Origin of the sequence: Pedomonas mirosovicensis (assembly GCF_022569295.1) — a bacterium.
Taxonomy (GTDB): Bacteria; Pseudomonadota; Alphaproteobacteria; order Sphingomonadales; family Sphingomonadaceae; genus Pedomonas; species Pedomonas mirosovicensis.
In genome coordinates, this window is the sequence record NZ_JAKFIA010000001.1 from 1,231,501 (window position 1) to 1,251,370 (window position 19,870).

Below are 19,870 nucleotides of genomic sequence, written 5' to 3' on the forward strand. Positions count from 1 at the left end.
TGGTGGAAAACCTGACCATTCCGGAGAAGCTGCGCCGCCTCAACTGGTGGATCGTGACGGTGATCGTCATACTCACCAGCTTCGGCCTTGCCGTGCTCTATTCCGCCGCCGGCGATGGGGGCAGCTTCGACCCCTATGCCATGCGGCAGGGGATGCGCTTTGCCGTGTTCCTGGTGATGATGCTGGGGCTGGCGACCGTGGACCTCAAATGGTGGCTGAAGCTGGCCTATCCGGCCTATGGCACGGTGCTGTTCCTCCTCGTGATGGTGGAGTTGCTGGGCAAGGTGGCAGGCGGCAGCCAGCGCTGGGTGGATCTAGGCATCGTGCGCCTGCAGCCCTCCGAATTTATGAAGCTGACCATCGTGTTGGCGCTCGCGCGCTACTACCACAACCTGCCGCGGGTCTATGTCACCAGCTTCTACCATATGGTGCCGCCGCTGCTGATGATCGCGGCGCCCGCCTGCCTGGTGCTGCTGCAGCCGGACCTGGGCACGGCGACGCTGATTACCTGCGGCGGCATTGGCCTCATGTTCCTTGCGGGCGTGAGGGCCTGGCTGTTCTGGGGCGGCAGCGCGGCTTTTGCCGCCATGCTCCCCATCGCCTGGAGCATGATGCACACCTACCAACAGAAGCGGGTGCTGATCTTCCTCAACCCGGAGATGGACCCGCTAGGCTCGGGCTATCACATTACCCAGTCCAAAATCGCCATTGGTTCGGGCGGCATCTTCGGCAAGGGTTTTTTGCAGGGCACGCAAAGCCACCTGAACTTCCTGCCCGAAATGCACACTGATTTCGTCTTCGCCATGATGGCGGAGGAATGGGGGCTGATGGGCGGACTGTTTCTGCTCACCTGCTTTGCCATCATCCTGAGCTGGGGCCTGTGGATTTCCCTCACGTCCCGCTCGCATTTCGGGCGGCTGTTGACCATGGGCCTGACGCTGACCATCTTCCTCTATGTCGCCATCAACCTGATGATGGTGATGGGCCTTGCTCCGGTGGTGGGCGTGCCGCTGCCGCTCATATCCTACGGCGGGTCGGCCATGCTGACGGTGATGATCGCGTTCGGGATGCTGCTGTCCTGCTCGCTCAACCGCGACAAGGCCATGCTGACGGAAGGTCCTAACCCGCGCTAGGGTTGGGGAAGGGCCGTTTGGAACCAAATTAAATCTGGCGTTTTTTCAAGCGGTTGAATGTTTTTTCCAAAAAAAGAGCGAGAAAGGTCTGGACAGAAGTCCGAAAACGTTTTAAACGCCGCGACCTCGACAGCGAGTGGACGCATAGCTCAGTTGGTAGAGCAGCTGACTCTTAATCAGCGGGTCCAAGGTTCGAATCCTTGTGCGTCCACCACTCTTCTCAAAGACTTAGCGCTGCCGCCTCCCGATCATTCCGACAGAGCATTCCAAGTTCATTCCGATAAATGTTTCGTGTTTATTTCTCGCGGGTCGTCCTGACCGTACGCGGGGATGTGCTGCTGTCGGGGTCTTCCTGATCATCGTTTATTTCCTGCGCGTCGATCAGATTGCGCCGTAAATCGCCGTTGCCTTGGCCTTCCGCATCGTCGTCTTGTTGTAGATGAGGCTGATGGATAGCTGGGTGTAGCCGCTGAAGAGACACACGTCGGCGATGCCGGTGTTGCCCAGTTTGGTAAGGCCATCATGTCGGAAGGTCGTGAGCCGAAGCTGTTCGGCCAAGGGCGCGAAGGTCCGCGCGATTTCATATAGGGCCGGATCGACCGTGAAGACGGCGATCACGGCGACCATGGGGCTGATTTTCGTTGATGCGTTTACGGCGGAGGGGCGGCTTCCCGGAAGCCGCCTCTTTGCTCCGCTCAGAAGATGTTGGCTCGCGCATCCGCGCGGGTAATCGCGCCATGGACCTCGAAGGCGTTGCGCTCGACCCAGTTGTGACGCAGCCGGCCATCCGGCCCCACTTCCCACACCGCGGTTCCCGTCATCTCGATGGGAGCGCCATTCGGTTGCGTGCCCATCAGCCCATTGTTGCGTCCGGTGACGCGCCAGCGCGACGCGACACGGCTGCCATCATGATTCTGAAACGTCTCGATGATGTGAAACTGGAAGTCATGAACCTTGGCCAGAAAGTCCCTGACCCAGGCCTTGAATGGCTCCCGGCCGGCAATATCCCGGCCGCCTGATGTGATTACGAAATCCTCATGGACCAGGCGATCGATCGCATCCGGGTTTTGCGGCTGCTGCCACACCTCACGCCAGAAATTCTCGACGATGGCCACGCTGTCCGGCCGCTCCATGGCGACATGCTCCGGATTGTCGGCTTCTTCTGGAACCTCGTTCATGCGGTGAAACTCCTGCCGACCGATCCGCCGCCGTCGACGAACAGGGTCTGCCCGGTGATGTAACTGGCATCCTCGGAGAGCAGGAAGGCGATGGCCGCGGCGATCTCCTCCGGCTTGCCGAGCCGTCGCATCGGGATCATGGACAGGAAACGGCCTTCGGCCTCGCTCCCAACCGGCGTGTTGCGGCGGAACATCTCCGTCTCGACGGGGCCGGGCGCCACCGCATTGACGGTGATGCCCGTCTCGGCCAACTCCATCGCCCAGGTACGCGTGAGGCTGTTGATCGCCGCCTTGGCCGCCGCATAGCCGCTGCGTAGAGGAATTCCGGTGGTCACCAGGCTGGTGACGTTTACGATCCTGCCCCAACCCTTGGCCTTCATCGCAGGGAGGATCGCCTGCACCGTCTGGATCGTCGGATGGATATTGACGCGCAGCATCTCGTCCACATCATCAAGGTCGATTTCGCCAACCGGATGCAACCGGGCCAGCCCGACATTATTGACGACGCCATCGAAAGAATGGCGTTGCGCGAGATCGGCGAAGGCCTGGCCGGACGCCTTGCTGTCGTTGAGGTCGATCGATACCAGCGTGCCGGGGAACTCGGGATCCTGCCCGCGAGCGATGCCGACGACCTGGTGGCCTGCCGCAGCAAGCCGGTTCGAGAGGGCGCGGCCGATGCCCTTGCTCGCGCCTGTAATGAGAAATTTCCGTCCGCTCATGATAGACTCCTGATTGCCTGGGGGGTGAGGGGTGGCAGGCGCAGCAGCGCGAGCGTCTGCCCGACCGCGCCCGTCAGCAGCGGCCTTTCCGGGCGAACCCGCGCCAGAACGCGCACGCCCAGCAGCACCACTAACAGTTGGCGCGCGGCATCCTCGGCCGAATGGTCTGGCGAAATGTCACCGCATTCCTGCCCCGCGGCGAAGCGGCTGCGGAAGAAGCTCTCGATGAGTTTCAATTCATGCGCGATGATGCCGCGGAATTCCGCGTCCTGCGGCGATGCCTCCAGCGCGGAGTTCACCAACATGCAGCCACGCTGCAGGGCGTCCTCCAGGGATCGCTCGATCGTGTCCTCGAAAAAGCCGGTGATTGCCTGCCCCGGCGAGGCTGTCGCCTCAAGGTGCGCCATCTTCTCGCGCAGACGGCCGAGATAATGGTCGAGGGCGCGCCGGAACAGCCCGCGCTTGTCGCCGAAGGCGGCGTACATGCTGGAAGGTGTCAATCCCGTCCGGGCGGCGAGGTCACGGGTGGATGTTGCCTCGTAACCCTTGGTCCAGAAGATGTCGCTCGCGGCATCGAGCACAGCCTGTTCGTCGAATTCGCGCGGTCTTGCCATGAGTCATCCCGAGCATCGTTGTTATGGAGCGGTTGTTCCATAAAGTGCGCTGAAAATGGATCAATCGCTCCATAATGTCAAGCGCCATCGCGGATGGATGTTTCCATGGGCGGCGTGGTGGTCGGCTGGCGAGCGAAATTTTATTTTAGCTGGGCAGGAAAACGGTACGAATATGGAACATAAAAGTTTGAAAAATGCGTTGATTTGAGGGGATGAATCACGCTCTGTTAGTCCTGCGTTCATCTTCGATGCAGGATGATAAGCTTGCTTACGATGATACGAGTACGAAATAGTAGCGTTACGATTAGAATGACTGTTCGTCCTACCGCGTAATTACCATTTCATCTCTGTAAATTGCGTCCCGGCCTGCGCGAGTCTGTTCCTGCTCGGTTGTAATCGCGCAGCGTCTTTCAGCCGGGCATGTATCGACGTGCCTGTTCCAGTCATTTGTAGTCATGTCCGGGGATGCAGCGGTCCCGGTTTCCGCCTGGGAGGGAAGAAACATGGGATTGGACTGTAAAAACCCGAAGGGGAAAGGGGAGGCGATGGCACCCGCTGACATCGAATGGGTCTTTGGAGTTGTCCGGGCGGGGCGCGACTACCAGGGCATGGAGCATGCCAAATCTGGTGGGTGCGGCTACGAATTTACCGCCACCATTATTGTTCGAGGGCGCACGGCCGAGATCGTTGGCGGCGCCGGGCGGCTAACGCCCGCGCTGGCCAAGGAAATCGAGATCGTGCTTCACTCCCATGGCATCACCACGGCCATCTGGGAGCGTTATAACGGCGATCCCAAGCGGCTGGTAAGGGCAACGCGCGGCCGCTCCGGCAAGGAGAATGGCAAGGCCGATCCCGGCCCCGACAGCCGGACTGCGGACAGCCCAGTGCCGGATCATCCCAGCCCTGGTGGGCAAAATCCATGCGCCCAAAACCTGCCAGGCCACCATGGTCTCGCAACGCTGATGAACGGCAACGCGACGCTGATGAACGGCTTTCGCCAGGAGATGGAGACCGCGTTCGTCAAGCCGCCCGGAGGCGGACGCGCCCGTGACCTGGAGCGGAAGATGCATCAGAAGGTTGGAAATGGATGAAGCCGGGCCGATAGGTTCCGGCTTTTCCTATCCGGTGTCCGGTCCGGTGTTCCGGCAGGCGGCAAAGCCCGCCTTGCCGGCCGGAGCGCGGGTTCGCGCGGCGCTCGGGGCAGCGTCAGGACGGGCCGTATGAGGACTTGTTCTCCTCCTCGGAGTCGGTGTCCTCATCCTCGTCGTCCTCCTCCTCGTCTTCGTCGTAGTCCTCGTCCTCCTCCTCCTCGTCTTCTTCCTCTTCCTCGTCTTCGTCGTCCTCATCCTCTTCATCGAGGGTGAAGCCCACCTTCAGCACAACCTGATAGTGGCTGACTTCGCCGTCCTCGATATGGCCGCGGATTTGCTGGACCTCGAACCAGCGCAAATGGCGCAGCGACGAGCCGGCCCGGGCGACTGCCGTTAGAATGGCATCGTCAATGCTCGTCTCGGACGAGCCTGCCAGCTCAACGATCTTGTAGACATGATCCTGCATGGGCCTCACTCCTGCCATCGCCCCTGCTTGGCGGTTTAAGGACAACGCCACCTGCAAATGACAGTTCCCCGGCCCGGCGGGCGGCTGGGCGCACCGTCGCGTCGCCTCCGCAGCGCAGACGAGTGGCCATAGGGCAAGGCAGGTGATATGTCGCTTGCCAACGAAAGGCGGGGGCTGGAGCCATACCGGCCCCTCGGGGGTTCCGTAGCTTCGCGCAGCAGGAAGAGCATGGGAAGTCGCATGTTTACGCGTATTGATCGGTACATGGGCCGGCTGATGATCGTGCCGATGGTCGCAACGCTCACCATTGCCGCCATGCTCCTACTGCTGGAGCGCATGCTCAACCTGTTTAACTTCGTTATCAATGAGGGCGGGCCGGTTTCGGTGGTGTGGCGGATGCTCGCCAACCTGATGCCGGAGCAGTTCGGCTTCGCCCTGCCGATCAGCCTGCTCCTCGGCGTGATGATGGCGGTGCGGACACTGGCGCTGAACAGCGAACTGGATGCCCTGCTGGGCTCGGGCGTCAGCCACGGGCGGCTGCTGCGAGTGCCGCTCGCCATCGCCGGGGTGCTGGCGCTGCTGACCGTCTGGCTGGTGGGCTACGAGCAACCCTATTCCCGCTATGCCTACGAGCGGCTGCGGTTCGAATTGCAGAGCGGCGCGCTGGGGGCCAGCATCAAGGTGGGCGACTTTGCTCATCTGGGCGATAACATCGTGATGCGGGTCGAGGGCTCGGAAGACGGTGGCCAGAAGCTGCGCGGCGTCTTCCTGCGGGCCGAGGAAAAGAATTACGGCACGGTGGTTGCCTCGGCCGAGCAGGCACGGTTCCTGGCGACGGACAATCCGGATGTGCTGCTGCTGCGTTTGTTCCGGGGCGTGCTGGTGCAGGACAAGACGAGCCAGACCGCGCCGCGCGCGCTCAGCTTCAACCTGCACGACATCCCCATCAACCTGCCACGCCTGGAATCTTTCCGCGCCAGGGGCAAGCAGCTGGAGTTCACTCTCTCGGAGTTGTGGAGCGCCAGCGGAGATCCTGACCGGTCGGCGGAACTTCAGCGCCAGGCGCGCGGCACCTTGCACCGGCGGCTGGTTCAGATGGCGGTGTTGCTGCCCCTGCCGTTCCTGGGGCTGGCGCTGGCGGTGCCGCCCAAGCGCAGCAGCACGTCGCTAGGTATTTTCGTTGGCATCTTCCTCCTCCTGCTGCTGAATGAGTTCAACAAGGCAGGGGAGGCGGCCGTGCAACTGGGCGCTGCGCCGCCCTGGCTCGCCATCTGGGTGCCGTTTGCCGGTTTTTGCGTCCTCTCGGCCGGGGCCTATTGGGTGCTGGTGCGCCGGGTGGGCGGCCATCCGCTCTCGCTGCTGTTCATGGTCACCGACAGGCTGGGCCGGCTTCTCAGCCAGGTGCAGAAGCGCCTGCCACGCCTGGGGCGGTCCTAGGGGCAGGGCATCTCCCCCATGAGCGAGAGCCTGGGAGGGCGCCCTTAGCGCAGGATGCGGACCGAGGCGCTGTGCGCCGTGGCGGTGCGGGCTCCACCGGTGGCGTGCAGGCTCAGCACTTCCCGGTAATGGCCGACCAGCGTTTCCATCACCTTATCCCAGTCGTACTGGGCGCTGAGCTTGCGGCCTGCCGCGCCCATGTGGCGGCGCAGGATGCCGTCTTGAATGAGTTCCTGGGTGCGGTCGGTATAGCCCTCGATGCTGGAGGGCGTGATGAGATAACCGCTGGTTCCCTGTACCACGAGCGACTTGCTGCCGGTGGCGTCGGCGCAGATGGCGGGCAGGCCGGAGGCCATGGCTTCCAGCGTGACGTTGCCGAACGCCTCGGTGGTGCTGGGGTTGATGAAGATGTCGGAACTGGCGTAGGCGCGGGCCAGATCATCCCCGCCGAGAAAGCCGGTAAAGATGGCGCCGGGCAGCCGCTGCTCCATGTACTGGCGCTCCGGGCCTTCGCCGACGATCATGACCTTGTGCGGCACGCGGCGCTGGCCAAGGCCCTCGGACAGGGCGGCAAGCACATCCAGCCCCTTTTCCAGAACCAGGCGGCCGACGAACAGCAGCACCACCTCGTCCGGGCCGATGCCGAGGGACTGGCGCCAGCCCCAGTCGCGCCGGCCGGGGTGGAACTGGCGGCGATCAACGCCCCGGCTCCAGATGCGGATGTTGCGGGCCAATCCTTCGTTCAGCAGCGACTCGGCGGTGCAGGCGCACGGCGCGTAGGTTTGGGCGCACTGGTGGTAGAAGCGGCGCATGCGACGCAGCACAACCGGGGAGAGCCACTCCAGCCCATAGTATTTCAGGTAGGTCTCGAAGCGGGTGTGGAAGGAGGCGACGGCCGGAATGCCAAGGCGGCGGGCCTGCTTCAAGGCGGAGAAGCCGAGCAGGTCGGGCGCGGAGAGGTGGAGCAGGGTGGGGCGGAAGCGCGCCAGATCTTCCTTCACCGCGCGGGGCATCCCGAGGGCAATACGGTATTCGGCCCGTCGCGGCAGGGGAATGGAGGGGACGGAAATCAGCGTGCCGGCAGGCTCGAACGCCGGCGTTGCGGTGGTGGGGGAGTAGACCCTGACCGGAATGCCCTGGCGCTCCAGGTAGGCAACCAGGCGGTTCAGCGTGAGGTTCGCGCCGTCTCGCACGTAATTGTAGTTGCCTGAGAAAACCGCGACCCGCAGTTCAGGAGCGGAGGACAGGGCTTGGGTGTTTTGGGTCACAGCGTGCTGGTTGCTGTCGTCCTGTGAATCCAAAACCGGCATTTTTTCCGCCTGTAACATCCGATGCCACTCGCTTTGATAAGGTCAGAACCGGTTGGCGGCCCTCCATCATGGCTTCATGGCGAAGGCCACGCGCAGATGCAACAATCTACATCAGTCACATCGCCACGCCAAAATGGCGGTGGCTCAACGCTGTGCCGTAAACTAAGCTCCGGTATTAGCGGCGATTATAGAAACGATGCAGACGGGAAACGGTTCAATGCTTCCTGTTTGATCCGGCGCCAAAACTGAAAATTTTTTCGGTTTTTTCTCTCCCGCACGGTGCGGGCAGGTATGATCCGGTCCAATAAAGCCCGCACTGGGGCAAGTTTATCGTGAACGCGCGGCCGGGCATGGGTGTTTCAGGAGGTTTCGCGCGGGGCTTTCTTGAGGGGCAGGGCAGATGTGCAATCTCTACGCCATGACAGCGCCGGCCGATGCGATCCGCCGGATGTTCGACGTGACGCACGGGGCGACGCCGAACCTGCCGTCGCTGGAGCGGGTACGCCCGACCGAGCGGGTGCCGGTGGTGCGCCAGGCCAGCAAGGGCGGCCAGGACGGCGGGCGGGAGCTGGCGCTGATGCGCTGGGGCTTTGTGCTACCGCAGGGAGACAAGGCCCCCAAGCCGGTAACCAACGCCCGCAGCGACAAGGTGAACATCTCCTCCTTCTGGAAGTCCTCGTTCGAGAGTCGCCGCTGTCTCGTGCCGGTGACGGCCTTCGGCGAATGGACGCAGGACGCGTCCAAGACGCTGCATTGGTTTCGCCTGAAGAACGCGCCGGAGGGATTGTTCGCCTTCGCCGGGCTGTGGCGGCATTGGCAGGGAGAGCTGAAGGGCGAGAAGGTTTCGCTCGACACCATGGCGTTCCTGACCACCGAGCCCAACGGCGACGTGCGGCCTATCCACCCCAAGTCCATGCCGGTGATCCTGACGCCGGACCAGTATGACGCCTGGCTGAACGGCACGCCGCGCGAGGCGCTCAGCCTCGCCCGGCCGCTGGCGGATGGAGCGCTAGAGGTAGAGCGGGCCGGCTAGCCGGCGCGGCGGCGGTGCCGCTCGATCGTCTCCGTCAGAATGGCCAGCTTGGCCTCCACATGGCGCCGCCAGGTGAAGCGCTCCGCGCAGGCGCGCACCGCATCAGCAGGCGGCGGGGCGGCGAGCAGGGCCTTGAGGGCGGCAGCAACGGCTTCGGGCGTGCGGCTTTCCACCACACGCCCGGCCTCCGGCCGGTCCACCACCTCCCGCGCGCCGCCGGCAGCAGTGATGACCAGCGGCGTGCCGCAGGCCAGCGACTCGATCCAGACATTGGCGAGACCCTCCCGCTTGCTGGTGAGGGCAAACACGTCTGCCGCCTGATACAGGCTGGGCAGGACATCGTGGGAAATGGCGCCGAGGAAGCGCACCCGCGTGCCCAGGCCCAGCTCGGCGGCCAACGCCTCGAGATTCGGGCGCAGCGGGCCATGCCCGGCGATGGCGAGGCTTGCTTCCGGCACATGGACCATGGCGCGAATGAGAAGGGCGTGGTCCTTCACGTCGGTGAGGGAGCCGACCGAGACGATGGTTGGGCGCACAAAGCCATGGCCCACCTTGGCGGCAGCGCGGTCGCCGGGGGCGAAACGCTCCAGATCAACGGCGGTGTAGTGCACATCGATCCCCTGCGGCGACATGCCGAGGCTGGCCATTTCGCCCTTGAGCGCGGCCGAGACGGCGGTGAGGCTGTCCGCCTGCCGCGCCGCTTCCAGCATCATGCGGCGGGCAAGCGGGCGCTGGCCCCACAGGGCGATATCCGACCCGCGCGCCTTGACCGTGACCGGCAAGTCGAAGCGGCGCGCCACCTGCACGGCAGCAACGCCGCAGGGGTAGAAGAACTGGGCGTCGATAACATCGGGCACGAAGCCCTCGCTCATCAACTGGCGCAGGGCGGCTGCCCCGGCGCGGGCAATGAAGCCGGGGTTGAAGCGCCAGCCGATGGAGGGCAGCAGGGGAAAGCGCGGGCGCAGCACATCAAGGCCGCGCCACTCCTCCCGCAGGGGCAGGGCGCTGGTGGCCGCGTAGCGGGCATGGCGGGACAAAGGCCAGGGCGGCACGCCGTTGGGGGCGATGACTCGGGTCTCGATGCCGCTTGCTGCCGTCTGGCGGACGGCGTTTTCAACGAAAATGCCGAAGTTGGGCTGGGCAGCGCTCGGATAAAGCGTTGAGAAAACGAGAACCTTCACGAAGCCTCCCTTGGTGGCGCTTCCCCAGGAAACGACTTGCCGCAGCTATGGCAGCACACGGCTCTCTCATCAACGGCAAGGATATTTCCGGGCCTTTCTGTATCTTGGCCCGCGCCTCCGGCTCCGCTAAAGGAAGAGGATGATGAGACACGACTCGAAGCTGCCCATCCGCCGTCTGTTGCTCGCCGCCTGCGCGAGCCTTGCTCTTGCCGCCTGCGCCAAGGACAAGGCCGAGCTGACCTACGTGGCCCGAGATGTGGAGACGCTCTACAACCTCGGCGCGGATACGCTGGCCAAGGGCCAGTACCTCCAGGCGGCGCTGCTGTTCGACGAGGTGGAGCGCCAGCACCCCTACTCGGCCTGGGCGCGGCGGGCGCAGCTGATGTCGTCCTTCTCCTACTATCAGGCCAACAAGTATCAGGAGGCCATCCTGTCGGCGCAGCGGTTCCTCTCGCTGCACCCTGGCAACAAGGATGCGGCCTACGCCTACTATCTGGTCGCTGTCTCCTACTACGAGCAGATTTCGGACGTGCGGCGCGACCAGAAGATCACCGAGCAGGCGCTGAACGCGCTGACCGAGCTGGTGCGCCGCTACCCGGAGACGCCCTACGCAGCCGATGCCCGCCTGAAGCTGGACCTGACGCGGGACCACCTGGCCGGCAAGGAAATGGAAGTGGGGCGGTGGTATCAGGTGCGCGGCGAGTGTCTGGCCGCCGTGCATCGGTTCAACAACGTGATCGAGAAGTACGAGACCACCTCGCACGTGCCCGAGGCGCTGCACCGCCTGACCGAATGCTACCTGGAACTCGGAATGCGCGGCGAAGCGCAGCGTACGGCAGCTGTGCTGGGCTACAACTACCCAGGGTCCAAGTGGTACAAGCGCTCCTACAACCTGCTGGGTGGCGGCAAGCTGGCCAGCAAGACAGCGGCGGCGGCCCCGCCTTCGGGCCAGACTTCAGATCAAATCGGGGGATAACCGCCTGACGATGCTGACATCGCTCACAATCCGCGATGTGGTGCTGATCGAGGCATTGACCATCGAGTTCGAGGCGGGGCTGTGCGTCCTGACCGGCGAGACGGGCGCGGGCAAATCGATTCTGCTCGACAGCCTGGGACTGGCGCTGGGCGCACGCGCCGAATCCTCGATGGTGCGCCGAGGCTCGACACAGGCCAGCGTGACGGCGGCATTCGAGTTGCCGGCGGACCATCCCGCGCGCCAGATGGTGCGCGAGGCCGGGCTTGAGGACGGCGAGCCGCTGCTGCTGCGCCGTATCGTGAAGGCCGATGGCGGTTCGCGCGCCTACATCAATGACCAGCCGGTCGGCGTCAGCCTGCTGCGCGAGGTGGGTGGCCTGCTGGTCGAGATTCATGGCCAGCACGACGAACGGGGCCTTCTCAACCCGCGCGGCCACCGCGACCTCTTGGACGCTTTCGGCCAGTACGATGACGCGCTGGCGGCCTCGGCCGGCAGCCATGCGGCGTGGGTTGCGGCGCGCGATGCGCTGGAGCGGGCAAGGGCCAGCCTCGCGGAAGCCGAGCGCGACCGCGAGTGGCTGACCCACGCGGTCGATGAGTTGCAGCGGCTGAAGCCGGAGCCGGGCGAGGAACAGACGCTGGCGGACGAGCGCGCCACCATGATGAAGGGGCAGCGGCTGGCCGGCGATCTGGACCAGGTGCTGGAGTGCATCGGCAACAGCGAGGGCGGCCTGCCCAAGCTGCGCCATGCGGCGCGCAAGCTGGAGCGGCTGGCGGCGGAGGACGAGGCGCTGGCCAAGGCGCTGGAAGCGTTGGACCGGGCAGTCAACGATGCCTCGGAAGCCGAAGACACGCTGATTCGCGCCCGCCATGCCATGGACTACGATCCGGCGCGGGTGGAGGCGGTCGAGACCCGGCTGTTCGACCTGCGCGCCATGGCCCGCAAGCACAAGGTGGCTGTTGATGACTTGGCCGCGCTGACCGGGGAGCTTTCGGCCCGGCTGGCGACGCTGGAAGCGGGCGAGGTGGGCCTCGCCAAGCTGGAGGCGGAAGAGCGGCAGGCGTGGAAGCGCTTTGCGGAGGCCTGCGAGCGGCTGCACCAGCTGCGGGTGAAGGCGGCGGCGGCGCTGGACGCGGCGATGGCGGCGGAGTTGCCGCCGCTGAAGCTGGAAGCCGCCAAGTTCAAAACAATGGTCGAGACCCTGCCCGAGAGCGGCTGGGGTGCGGGCGGCTCCGACCGGGTGGAGTTCACCATTTCCACCAACCCGAGCGCGCCGTTTGGCCCGCTGATGAAGATTGCCTCGGGCGGTGAGATGTCCCGCTTCATTCTGGCCCTCAAAGTGGCGCTGGCGGGCGAGGGCGTCGCCGGCACGCTGGTGTTTGACGAAATCGACCGGGGCGTGGGCGGTTCGGTGGCCTCGGCCATCGGCGACCGGCTCAGCCGCCTGGGCCGCGAGACTCAGGTGCTCGTCGTCACCCACTCGCCGCAGGTGGCGGCAAGCGCCGACTGCCAATGGCAGATCGCCAAGGCGGCCAATGAGGATGGTATGCGGACCTCCGTCCACCGTCTCAGCCAGGTCGAGCGGCGGGAGGAGATCGCGCGGATGCTGTCGGGCGATATCGTGACCGATGAAGCCCGCGCCCAAGCCCAGCGTTTGTTAAAAGCCTAAAACAAAAACGGAAAGCGTAGGTCCCGTGGATCGTTTGCTCGTGCGCCGTAAAGCGGCTGATGCCCTGTCGGAAAAGGAAGCCAAGGCCGAACTGGGTTGGCTGGCGGCCGAGATTGCCGAGCACAACAAGCGCTACTATCAGGAAGACGCGCCGACTATTTCCGACGCGGATTATGACGCGCTGGTGAAGCGCCACCGGGCAATCGAGGCGCGGTTCCCGCATCTGGTGGACCTGTTCAGCGCGCCGCATCAGGTGGGCGCGGCGCCTGCGGGCAAGTTCGGCAAGATCCGCCACGCCCGGCCCATGCTCTCCCTCGACAATGCGTTCGAGGACGGGGATGTGATCGATTTTCTCGCGCGGGTGAAGAGCTTCCTGAAGCTGGGCGCGGAGGCGGACGTGTGCATCGTCGCCGAACCCAAAATCGACGGCCTCTCCATGTCCCTGCGTTACGAAAAGGGCGCGCTGGTCTCCGCCGCGACGCGCGGGGACGGCAGCGAGGGCGAGGACGTGACCGCCAACGTGCGGACCATCGCCGACGTGCCGCCACGCCTGTTCGGGGAGGGCTGGCCCGACGTGCTGGAGGTGCGGGGCGAAATCTACATGCCCAAGGCGGCGTTCCTGCGGCTCAATGAGGCGCAGGCGGCGGCAGGGGACAAGGTGTTCGCCAACCCGCGGAATGCGGCGGCAGGCAGCCTGCGCCAGATCGACCCCACGGTGACGGCGAAGCGCCCCTTGCGCTTCTTCGCCTATGCCTGGGGCGAGGTTTCCAAAATGCCCGCCGATACCCAATGGGGGATGCTGGAGGCGCTGAAAAGCTACGGTTTCCCAGTCAACCCGCGCGTCCGGCGCTGCGAGACGCTGGATGGGATTTTGGAATACTACCGCAAGACCGAGGCGGAGCGGGCGGCGCTCGACTACGATATCGACGGCGTGGTCTACAAGGTGGACCGGCTCGACTGGCAGGACCGGCTGGGGCAGGTAGCGCGCAGCCCGCGCTGGGCTATCGCCCACAAGTTCCCGGCCGAGCAGGCGACGACCGTGCTCAAGGCCATCGAGATTCAGGTGGGCCGCACCGGCGCGCTGACGCCGGTTGCCAAGCTGGAGCCGGTGACGGTGGGCGGCGTCGTCGTCTCCAACGCGACGCTGCACAACGAGGATGAAATCGCCCGTAAGGACGTGCGGATCGGCGACACGGTGATCGTGCAGCGGGCGGGGGACGTGATTCCGCAAATCGTCGGCGTGGTGCTGGAAAAGCGCGCCGCGCCGGAGCCGGCGCAATATGAATTTCCGCACACTTGCCCGGCCTGCGGCAGCAACGCGGAGCGGGAGGCGGGCGAGGCCATCCGCCGCTGCACCGGCGGCCTCATCTGCCCGGCACAACGGGTGGAGCGCTTGCGCCACTTCGTCTCCCGCACCGCCTTCGACATCGAGGGGCTGGGCGAGCGCAGCATCGAGGCGTTTTTCGCCGACGGCTTCATTAATGCGCCCGCCGACATCTTCCGCCTGCGCGGCCGCGCTGACGAGATAAAGCAGCGCGAGGGCTGGGGGCCGCAATCGGTCAACAACCTGCTGGCGGCCATCGAGGCGCGGCGGACCATTGCGCTCGACCGCTTCATCTACGCGCTGGGCATCCGCCACGTGGGCGAGGTGACGGCGCGGGATCTCGCCAAAGGCTACGGTACAATCGAGGCGCTGCGCGCTGCGCTGGAGGCGCTGGGGCAGGAACGGCAGGGGCTGGTCGGCCAATGGCGCGCCAACGGCATGAGTGAGGCGGACGCCGACAAGCGGCTGGCCGCCGAGATGCAGGCGCGCATCGGCATTGCCCAGATCGGCCCGGTGGTGGCCGAGGCGCTGGTGGACTTCTTCGCCGAGTCGCACAACGTCGAGGTAGTTGACGATCTCTTGTCCGAGATCACGGTCGAGCCGTTCGTGTTCGAGACTGTGCAGTCGGAAGTGAGCGGCAAGACCATGGTGTTCACCGGCTCGCTGGAGCAGATGACCCGCGAGGAGGCCGAAAGCCGCGCCGAGCGGCTGGGCGCGAAGATCGCCAAGTCGGTCTCCAAGAAGACCGACATCGTGGTAGCGGGGCCGGGGGCGGGCTCCAAGCTGAAGAAGGCCGCCGAGCTGGGCGTGCAGGTGATCGACGAAGCAGCGTGGGTGGATATTCTGGCCCGCGCCAGCAGCTGATCTAAGCTACAGACATAATCCGCTTGTTCCATGCATTAAATGCATAGCTGCGCTGCTTTATATTGCGGTGCAAAATGTAACATGAATCACCTAGATACAGGTCACGGCTCGAGAGGGGCCGTGACCCTTATCCCAGGAGATTCTTCCCATGACCGCGCTTCAGGCTCGTGTTGTTGGTGCAAACGGCGTTGAAAATCAATCGGTTCAGGCGCATGTGGCCCTTTCCGGCAAGGATGCCGGCGTTCAGCAGGCTGGCCGCCGCAACCGCCGCCGTCCGGGCGTTTACAAGCCGGCGGGCCAGCAGTTTCCGCTGTTCCACGCCTGGCGGCCGTAACGGGACCAAGCTGGGCCCAGTGAGCCCGGCTTGGCCATGCGCCAGTCGCATAAAGTTAGTATATTATTGTTGTTCCGTTGCGTAACTTAGTTGCTTCTGAGTTGTGATTCGTTTCTCAGCTTAGCTTCTGCAGAAGCAGCGTCGGCCAATCCCCGTTAAGCTGGCGCTGCTTTAGCTCCAACCCCAGGGCGTTGTAGGCGTCCAGCACGGCTTCCTCCTGGCTCGTCAGCAAGCCAGCGAGGATCAGCCATGCGCCCGCCTTCATGCTGCCGGCGATATCGGGCGCCAGTTCGATCAGCGGGCCCGCCAGAATATTGGCGGTCACCAGATCATAGGGCGCATTGGCGCGCAGCGTGGGGTGGTTCAGCCCGGCCGCGGGGAGGAAGGTTATCTGTCCAGCCTCCTCCCCAACGGGCACATTGTTCATGGCGGCGTTCTCGATCGCCACATCCACCGAAACCGGATCGATATCGCTGGCGGTCACGCGCACCAATGGCCAGCACTTGGCCATGGCGAAGGCGAGAATGCCGGAGCCGGTGCCGAGGTCGAGCGCGTTTTTCGGCGTAAAGCCATCGGTCGCCAGCGCGTCGAGCGTTGCCAGGCACCCGCTGGTGGTGGCGTGCTGGCCGGTGCCGAACGCCTGACCCGCCTCGATCTGAATGCCGATGAAGCCGGGCTTCAGGCTGTCCTTCGTGTGCTCCGCATAGATGTGGAAGCGACCTGCCGTGATGGGCTGGAGGTGGCTCTGGCTGAGGGCGACCCAATCGGCCGGATAGACCGGCTCGATCACCACGTCTTCCGCGCGGGAGGCGGGCAGCAGTTCCAGCAGCTTCTCCACGTCTGCCTCGGTCGGCTCCTCCGAGAAGAAGGCTTCCAGCAGCCATTCCTCCGGCTTGGCCGGGTCTGGCTCGGAGGTCATGAGCACGGGCGGGAAGTCGCGGTCGGCAAAGGCCGCCACGTCTTCCTGAAGCTGCTCGGCTTCCGTCTTGCGGCAGGGAAGGGTGAGTTTCCAGGATTCGGGTGTCGGGTTCTCAATCATTCCCCGCACATAGAGCGCGAGACGGGCGGAATGCAATCCACCCGACGCACCGCCTTGCGTTTTGGCTGTAATTTCCTGAGCGCTACGCCAGGCCGTTGCCGGTTTCGCGCGCGTCATACTCCTGCTGGGCGGCCATCACGTCGTCGAAGTGCATCTCGGCCCAGATGCGTAGCCCCTCGAGTGTTTGAGCAAGGGTCAGCCCAAGCGGCCTGATGGAGTATTCAACCGTTACAGGGACCGTCGGGATTGCCTTGCGGGCGATCAGGCCATCGCGCTCGAGACTCTTGAGGGTCTGCGACAACATTTTCTGCGAAATGCCCTGGACTCGCCGCCGCAGCTCGTTGAAGCGGACCGGGCCTTCCGCCAGCAACCCAAGCACCAGCACCGTCCACTTGTCGGTGACGCGGTCCAGCACCATCCGCGTGGGGCAGTTGGCGGAATAGGGAGACGGGCAGAATTTGGTCACGGCGGTTACTCCCGGGTTACCTGCTTACGCCCTGGTGCCTTCTTTACACCAATACAACAAAATCACATCTGGTTACTATTGTATACCAGATGGAGGTTACGATGAAAGTTGCTCTGATCGGCGCCACCGGCAGCATCGGCTCCCGCGTGCTTGAGGAGCTGGCCAGCCGGGGTCACGACGTCACGGCCATCGTCCGCAAGCCGGAAGCCGTGCTGGCGCGTACGGGCGTGACTGCGCGCAAGGGCAATGCCGACGACGAAGCCGCGTTGGCCGCCCTGCTGGCGGGCCACGATGCGGTTATCAGCGCGGTCCCATTCTTGAAAAGCAATCCACGCAAGCTCATCGAGGCCGTGCGGGCCTCGGGTGTTGGCCGCTATCTCGTCGTGGGCGGCGCGGGCAGCCTGGAGGTCGCGCCCGGCGTGCGGCTGGTGGACACGCCCGATTTCCCGCCCGCCTACAAGGCCGAAGCGACGGCCGGTGCGGCATTCCTTGGCATCCTGCGGCAGGAACGGGAGCTGGACTGGACGTTCCTTTCGCCCTCGGCGCTAATTCATCCGGGCGAGCGCACCGGCACGTTCCGCCTCGGCACCGACCAGCTGCTCACCAACGCGCAGGGCAGCAGCATCTCCTTCGAGGATTATGCCGTCGCCCTCGTCGATGAGCTGGAGAGACCGGCGTATTCCCGCCGCCGCTTCACCGTGGGCTACTGATCAGGCCAGCGAGACGAAACTGTCCACCACCCGCTTGGTGCCGGATTTCTCGAACTCGATCTCCAGCTTGTTGCCCTCGACCGTAAGCACCGTGCCGTAGCCGAACTTCTCGTGGAAAACCCGCGCGCCGACGGGGATGTCCGATGTCTTGGCGGAAATGACCGACTTCTGGACGGGCTTGGCCTCGATGACCGCGCCGCCGCGCCGCCCGAAGGGCTGCTGGCCGCGCCCGTGGGCCTGCGCCCGCGCCCAGCCGGGGCCGCGGCCACTGCCGCGCTGGAGGTGGGCAAAGGGATCGGTTTCAACCGTTGTCTGCTGCCACAGGCTCGCCCCGCCCGACATGGTGGATTCTGATGGCGATGTGCTCGGGCGGCAGTTCGTCGATGAAGCGCGAGGGGATGCAGGATTGCCACTGGCCGTACACCCGCCGGTTGGCGGCGTGGAGGATGGTGGCGGAACGGCGGGCGCGGGTGATGCCCACATAGGCGAGGCGGCGCTCTTCCTCGAGGCTGGCGGTGCCGCCTTCGTCCAGGCTGCGCTGGTTGGGGAATACGCCTTCCTCCCACCCTGCGAGGAAGACCACGTTGAACTCCAGCCCCTTGGCGGCGTGGAGGGTCATCAGCGTGACCTTGTCGTTGTCGTCCTGCGCCTCGTTCTCCATGACGAGGGAGACATGCTCCATGAAGGCGGGAAGAGCCTCGAACTCCTCGATGGCGCGGGTGAGCTCGTTCAGGTTTTCCAGCCGCCCGGCGGCCTCGGGCGTGCGGTCCGCCTGCCACATGGCAACATAGCCTGACTCCTCCAGCACCAGCCGCGCCACTTCCGCGTGCGGCAGGTCCGGCAGCTGGGAGCGCCAGCGATCAAAGTCGGTCAAGAGATCGGCGAGCGCCTTGCGCGCGCCGCGCGGCAACTCGTCAGTCTCGATGACAGCCTGCGCCGCACGGGTGAGGGGGATGCCCTGGGCGCGGGCAATGGTGTGGATCTTTTGCAGGCTCTTATCACCAAGGCCGCGCTTGGGCAGGTTGACGATGCGCTCGAAGGCGAGGTCGTCATCCGGCTGGATGAGGACGCGCAGGTAGGCCAGCGCGTCGCGCACCTCGGCCCGCTCGTAGAAGCGGAAGCCGCCGATGATCTTGTAGGGCAGGCCGAGCGTGATGAACCGGTCTTCGAACTCGCGGGTCTGGAAGGAGGCGCGCACCAGAATGGCGATGTCTTTCAGCGAGGTGCCGTGCGATTGCAGGCTCTCGATGCGCTCGCCGACGTAGCGGGCCTCGTCCGCCCCGTCCCACACCCCAACGACGCGCACCTTCTCGGAATAGTCGTCGGACTCGGTCCACAGCGTCTTGCCGAGGCGGTCCTGATTGGTGGCGATGAGGCCGGAGGCCGCGCCCAGAATGTGGGGCGTCGAGCGGTAGTTCTGCTCAAGGCGGATGATCTTGGCGCCGGGGAAGTCCTGCTCGAAGCGCAGGATGTTGCCCACCTCCGCGCCGCGCCAGGAATAGATGGACTGGTCATCATCGCCCACGCAGCAGATGTTCTTGCGAGACTGGGCGAGCAGGCGCAGCCAGAGATACTGGCTGACGTTGGTGTCCTGATACTCGTCCACCATGATGTATTTGAAGCGGCGCTGATACTCCGCCAGCACGTCCGGGTGCTTGGTGAAGATGGTGAGCGTGTGCAGCAGGAGATCGCCAAAGTCGCAGGCGTTCAGCACGGAGAGGCGCTGCTGGTAAAGGGCGTAGAGATCGGCCCCGCGCCCTTCGGCAAAATTGTACTTCTCCGCTTCTGGCAGCTTTTCCGGCGTCCACCCCCGGTTCTTCCACTTGTCGATAACGCCCGCAAGCTGGCGGGCGGGCCAGCGCTTCTCATCGATGCCGCTGGCGACCAGAAGCTGCTTCAAGAGGCGGATCTGGTCGTCCGTATCGAGGATGGTGAAGTTGGACTTCAGCCCCACCAGCTCGGCATGGCGGCGCAGGATGCGCGACGCGACCGAGTGGAACGTGCCCAGCCACGGCATCCCCTCGACGGCCGAGCCGATGATCTGCCCGATGCGGTGCTGCATCTCCCGCGCCGCCTTGTTGGTGAAGGTGACGGCGAGGATCTCGCTGGGCCAGGCGCGGCGGGTGGCGATGAGGTGAGCAAGACGGGCGGTCAAGACCTTGGTCTTGCCCGTGCCCGCGCCGGCCAGAACCAGCACCGGGCCGTCCGTCGTCAGCACGGCGTCCCGCTGCGGCTCGTTGAGACCGTCGAGATAGGGGGCGTTCGGAATCGATTCGGAATATGGGGCGACGTTCATGTTTCGTCCCATAACCAATCTGGCCCCGGC

General features: G+C 64.7%; 19 protein-coding genes, 1 tRNA gene and 1 pseudogene. 11 read left to right on the plus strand and 10 right to left on the minus strand.

Annotated features, from left to right (window positions below):
- The first annotated feature begins 2 nt into the window (after window positions 1–2).
- Both rodA and L0C21_RS05880 read left to right on the plus strand, forming a co-directional pair.
- On the plus strand, window positions 3–1,133 hold the full coding sequence (gene rodA, locus L0C21_RS05875) for a rod shape-determining protein RodA (protein ID WP_374940248.1): 1,131 nt from the start codon (window positions 3–5) through the stop codon (window positions 1,131–1,133).
- A gap of 138 nt (window positions 1,134–1,271) precedes the next feature.
- Window positions 1,272–1,347, plus strand: a tRNA-Lys gene (locus L0C21_RS05880).
- 167 nt (window positions 1,348–1,514) lie between these two features.
- Here the strand turns inward: L0C21_RS05880 and L0C21_RS05885 are convergent.
- The 4 genes from L0C21_RS05885 to L0C21_RS05900 form a co-directional block, all read right to left on the minus strand.
- Complete coding sequence (locus L0C21_RS05885) at window positions 1,515–1,760, minus strand: hypothetical protein (protein ID WP_259277469.1); 246 nt, start codon at window positions 1,758–1,760, stop codon at window positions 1,515–1,517.
- A gap of 68 nt (window positions 1,761–1,828) precedes the next feature.
- The gene (locus L0C21_RS05890) at window positions 1,829–2,311 is read right to left on the minus strand and encodes an ester cyclase (protein ID WP_259277470.1); all 483 of its coding nucleotides are present in this window, start codon (window positions 2,309–2,311) and stop codon (window positions 1,829–1,831) included.
- Window positions 2,308–3,030, minus strand: a complete 723-nt coding sequence (locus L0C21_RS05895; RefSeq protein WP_259277471.1) for an SDR family oxidoreductase — start codon at window positions 3,028–3,030, stop codon at window positions 2,308–2,310. Before L0C21_RS05895 ends, L0C21_RS05890 begins: the two co-directional genes overlap by 4 nt.
- Window positions 3,027–3,644, minus strand: a complete 618-nt coding sequence (locus L0C21_RS05900) for a TetR/AcrR family transcriptional regulator (RefSeq protein ID WP_259277472.1) — start codon at window positions 3,642–3,644, stop codon at window positions 3,027–3,029. Before L0C21_RS05900 ends, L0C21_RS05895 begins: the two co-directional genes overlap by 4 nt.
- Before the next feature lie 55 nt (window positions 3,645–3,699).
- Here L0C21_RS05900 and L0C21_RS05905 point away from each other — a divergent pair, with 55 nt between their 5' ends.
- Together L0C21_RS05905 and L0C21_RS05910 are read left to right on the plus strand one after the other, a co-directional pair.
- The gene (locus tag L0C21_RS05905) at window positions 3,700–3,852 is read left to right on the plus strand and encodes a hypothetical protein (RefSeq protein ID WP_259277473.1); all 153 of its coding nucleotides are present in this window, start codon (window positions 3,700–3,702) and stop codon (window positions 3,850–3,852) included.
- A gap of 337 nt (window positions 3,853–4,189) precedes the next feature.
- Window positions 4,190–4,735, plus strand: coding sequence for a hypothetical protein (locus tag L0C21_RS05910; RefSeq protein WP_259277474.1), 546 nt, complete (start codon window positions 4,190–4,192; stop codon window positions 4,733–4,735).
- 115 nt (window positions 4,736–4,850) lie between these two features.
- Here L0C21_RS05910 and L0C21_RS05915 read toward each other — a convergent pair whose 3' ends face one another.
- Window positions 4,851–5,201 (minus strand): dodecin, encoded by a 351-nt coding sequence (locus tag L0C21_RS05915; RefSeq protein WP_259277475.1) that lies wholly within the window; start codon window positions 5,199–5,201, stop codon window positions 4,851–4,853.
- A gap of 240 nt (window positions 5,202–5,441) precedes the next feature.
- Here L0C21_RS05915 and L0C21_RS05920 point away from each other — a divergent pair, with 240 nt between their 5' ends.
- Window positions 5,442–6,638, plus strand: a complete 1,197-nt coding sequence (locus L0C21_RS05920) for an LptF/LptG family permease (RefSeq protein ID WP_259277476.1) — start codon at window positions 5,442–5,444, stop codon at window positions 6,636–6,638.
- A 44-nt stretch (window positions 6,639–6,682) separates the two neighbouring features.
- Here the strand turns inward: L0C21_RS05920 and L0C21_RS05925 are convergent, their stop codons facing one another.
- A complete protein-coding gene (locus tag L0C21_RS05925; protein ID WP_259277477.1) occupies window positions 6,683–7,948 on the minus strand; it encodes a glycosyltransferase family 4 protein in 1,266 nt (421 codons plus the stop codon).
- A gap of 400 nt (window positions 7,949–8,348) precedes the next feature.
- On the opposite strand from L0C21_RS05925, the gene L0C21_RS05930 reads away from it, so the two are divergent.
- Window positions 8,349–8,981 (plus strand): SOS response-associated peptidase, encoded by a 633-nt coding sequence (locus tag L0C21_RS05930; protein ID WP_259277478.1) that lies wholly within the window; start codon window positions 8,349–8,351, stop codon window positions 8,979–8,981.
- Here L0C21_RS05930 and L0C21_RS05935 read toward each other — a convergent pair.
- Entirely contained in the window at window positions 8,978–10,162 is a 1,185-nt protein-coding gene (locus L0C21_RS05935) for a glycosyltransferase (RefSeq protein ID WP_259277479.1), read from the minus strand. The genes L0C21_RS05930 and L0C21_RS05935 overlap by 4 nt on opposite strands.
- Before the next feature lie 142 nt (window positions 10,163–10,304).
- On the opposite strand from L0C21_RS05935, the gene L0C21_RS05940 reads away from it, so the two are divergent.
- From L0C21_RS05940 to L0C21_RS05955, 4 genes are all read left to right on the plus strand, one after another.
- Window positions 10,305–11,138, plus strand: a complete 834-nt coding sequence (locus L0C21_RS05940) for an outer membrane protein assembly factor BamD (protein WP_374940222.1) — start codon at window positions 10,305–10,307, stop codon at window positions 11,136–11,138.
- A 10-nt stretch (window positions 11,139–11,148) separates the two neighbouring features.
- A complete protein-coding gene (gene recN / locus L0C21_RS05945) occupies window positions 11,149–12,807 on the plus strand; it encodes a DNA repair protein RecN (RefSeq protein WP_259277481.1) in 1,659 nt (552 codons plus the stop codon).
- Between the two features lie 25 nt (window positions 12,808–12,832).
- Complete coding sequence (gene ligA / locus L0C21_RS05950; RefSeq protein ID WP_374940223.1) at window positions 12,833–14,995, plus strand: NAD-dependent DNA ligase LigA; 2,163 nt, start codon at window positions 12,833–12,835, stop codon at window positions 14,993–14,995.
- A 148-nt stretch (window positions 14,996–15,143) separates the two neighbouring features.
- Window positions 15,144–15,329 carry a hypothetical protein gene (locus tag L0C21_RS05955; RefSeq protein WP_259277482.1) on the plus strand — a complete coding sequence of 62 codons (186 nt, stop codon included), beginning with the start codon at window positions 15,144–15,146 and terminating at the stop codon, window positions 15,327–15,329.
- 115 nt (window positions 15,330–15,444) lie between these two features.
- On the opposite strand, the gene L0C21_RS05960 is transcribed toward L0C21_RS05955, so the two are convergent.
- Both L0C21_RS05960 and L0C21_RS05965 read right to left on the minus strand, forming a co-directional pair.
- The gene (locus tag L0C21_RS05960) at window positions 15,445–16,368 is read right to left on the minus strand and encodes a 50S ribosomal protein L11 methyltransferase (RefSeq protein WP_259277483.1); all 924 of its coding nucleotides are present in this window, start codon (window positions 16,366–16,368) and stop codon (window positions 15,445–15,447) included.
- A gap of 82 nt (window positions 16,369–16,450) precedes the next feature.
- On the minus strand, window positions 16,451–16,786 hold the full coding sequence (locus L0C21_RS05965) for a winged helix-turn-helix transcriptional regulator (protein ID WP_259278831.1): 336 nt from the start codon (window positions 16,784–16,786) through the stop codon (window positions 16,451–16,453).
- Window positions 16,787–16,935: 149 nt separating this feature from the next.
- On the opposite strand from L0C21_RS05965, the gene L0C21_RS05970 reads away from it, so the two are divergent.
- Window positions 16,936–17,544, plus strand: a complete 609-nt coding sequence (locus L0C21_RS05970) for an NAD(P)-dependent oxidoreductase (protein ID WP_259277484.1) — start codon at window positions 16,936–16,938, stop codon at window positions 17,542–17,544.
- On the opposite strand, the pseudogene L0C21_RS05975 reads toward L0C21_RS05970, so the two are convergent.
- Window positions 17,545–19,840, minus strand: a pseudogene (locus L0C21_RS05975) (ATP-dependent helicase). It lies immediately after the preceding gene.
- Window positions 19,841–19,870: the final 30 nt, after the last annotated feature.

Excerpts from the sequence above, each read along its gene's own strand:
- L0C21_RS05885 (WP_259277469.1), bottom strand. The coding sequence starts at position 1,760 with ATGGTCGCCGTGATCGCCGTCTTCACGGTCGATCCGGCCCTATATGAA.
- L0C21_RS05890 (WP_259277470.1), bottom strand. The coding sequence starts at position 2,311 with ATGAACGAGGTTCCAGAAGAAGCCGACAATCCGGAGCATGTCGCCATG.
- L0C21_RS05895 (WP_259277471.1), bottom strand. The coding sequence starts at position 3,030 with ATGAGCGGACGGAAATTTCTCATTACAGGCGCGAGCAAGGGCATCGGC.
- L0C21_RS05900 (WP_259277472.1), bottom strand. The coding sequence starts at position 3,644 with ATGGCAAGACCGCGCGAATTCGACGAACAGGCTGTGCTCGATGCCGCG.
- L0C21_RS05905 (WP_259277473.1), top strand. The coding sequence starts at position 3,700 with ATGGATCAATCGCTCCATAATGTCAAGCGCCATCGCGGATGGATGTTT.
- L0C21_RS05910 (WP_259277474.1), top strand. The coding sequence starts at position 4,190 with ATGGCACCCGCTGACATCGAATGGGTCTTTGGAGTTGTCCGGGCGGGG.
- L0C21_RS05915 (WP_259277475.1), bottom strand. The coding sequence starts at position 5,201 with ATGCAGGATCATGTCTACAAGATCGTTGAGCTGGCAGGCTCGTCCGAG.
- L0C21_RS05920 (WP_259277476.1), top strand. The coding sequence starts at position 5,442 with ATGTTTACGCGTATTGATCGGTACATGGGCCGGCTGATGATCGTGCCG.
- L0C21_RS05925 (WP_259277477.1), bottom strand. The coding sequence starts at position 7,948 with ATGCCGGTTTTGGATTCACAGGACGACAGCAACCAGCACGCTGTGACC.
- L0C21_RS05930 (WP_259277478.1), top strand. The coding sequence starts at position 8,349 with ATGTGCAATCTCTACGCCATGACAGCGCCGGCCGATGCGATCCGCCGG.
- L0C21_RS05940 (WP_374940222.1), top strand. The coding sequence starts at position 10,305 with ATGAGACACGACTCGAAGCTGCCCATCCGCCGTCTGTTGCTCGCCGCC.
- recN (WP_259277481.1), top strand. The coding sequence starts at position 11,149 with ATGCTGACATCGCTCACAATCCGCGATGTGGTGCTGATCGAGGCATTG.
- L0C21_RS05955 (WP_259277482.1), top strand. The coding sequence starts at position 15,144 with ATGACCGCGCTTCAGGCTCGTGTTGTTGGTGCAAACGGCGTTGAAAAT.
- L0C21_RS05960 (WP_259277483.1), bottom strand. The coding sequence starts at position 16,368 with ATGATTGAGAACCCGACACCCGAATCCTGGAAACTCACCCTTCCCTGC.
- L0C21_RS05965 (WP_259278831.1), bottom strand. The coding sequence starts at position 16,786 with ATGGTGCTGGACCGCGTCACCGACAAGTGGACGGTGCTGGTGCTTGGG.
- L0C21_RS05970 (WP_259277484.1), top strand. The coding sequence starts at position 16,936 with ATGAAAGTTGCTCTGATCGGCGCCACCGGCAGCATCGGCTCCCGCGTG.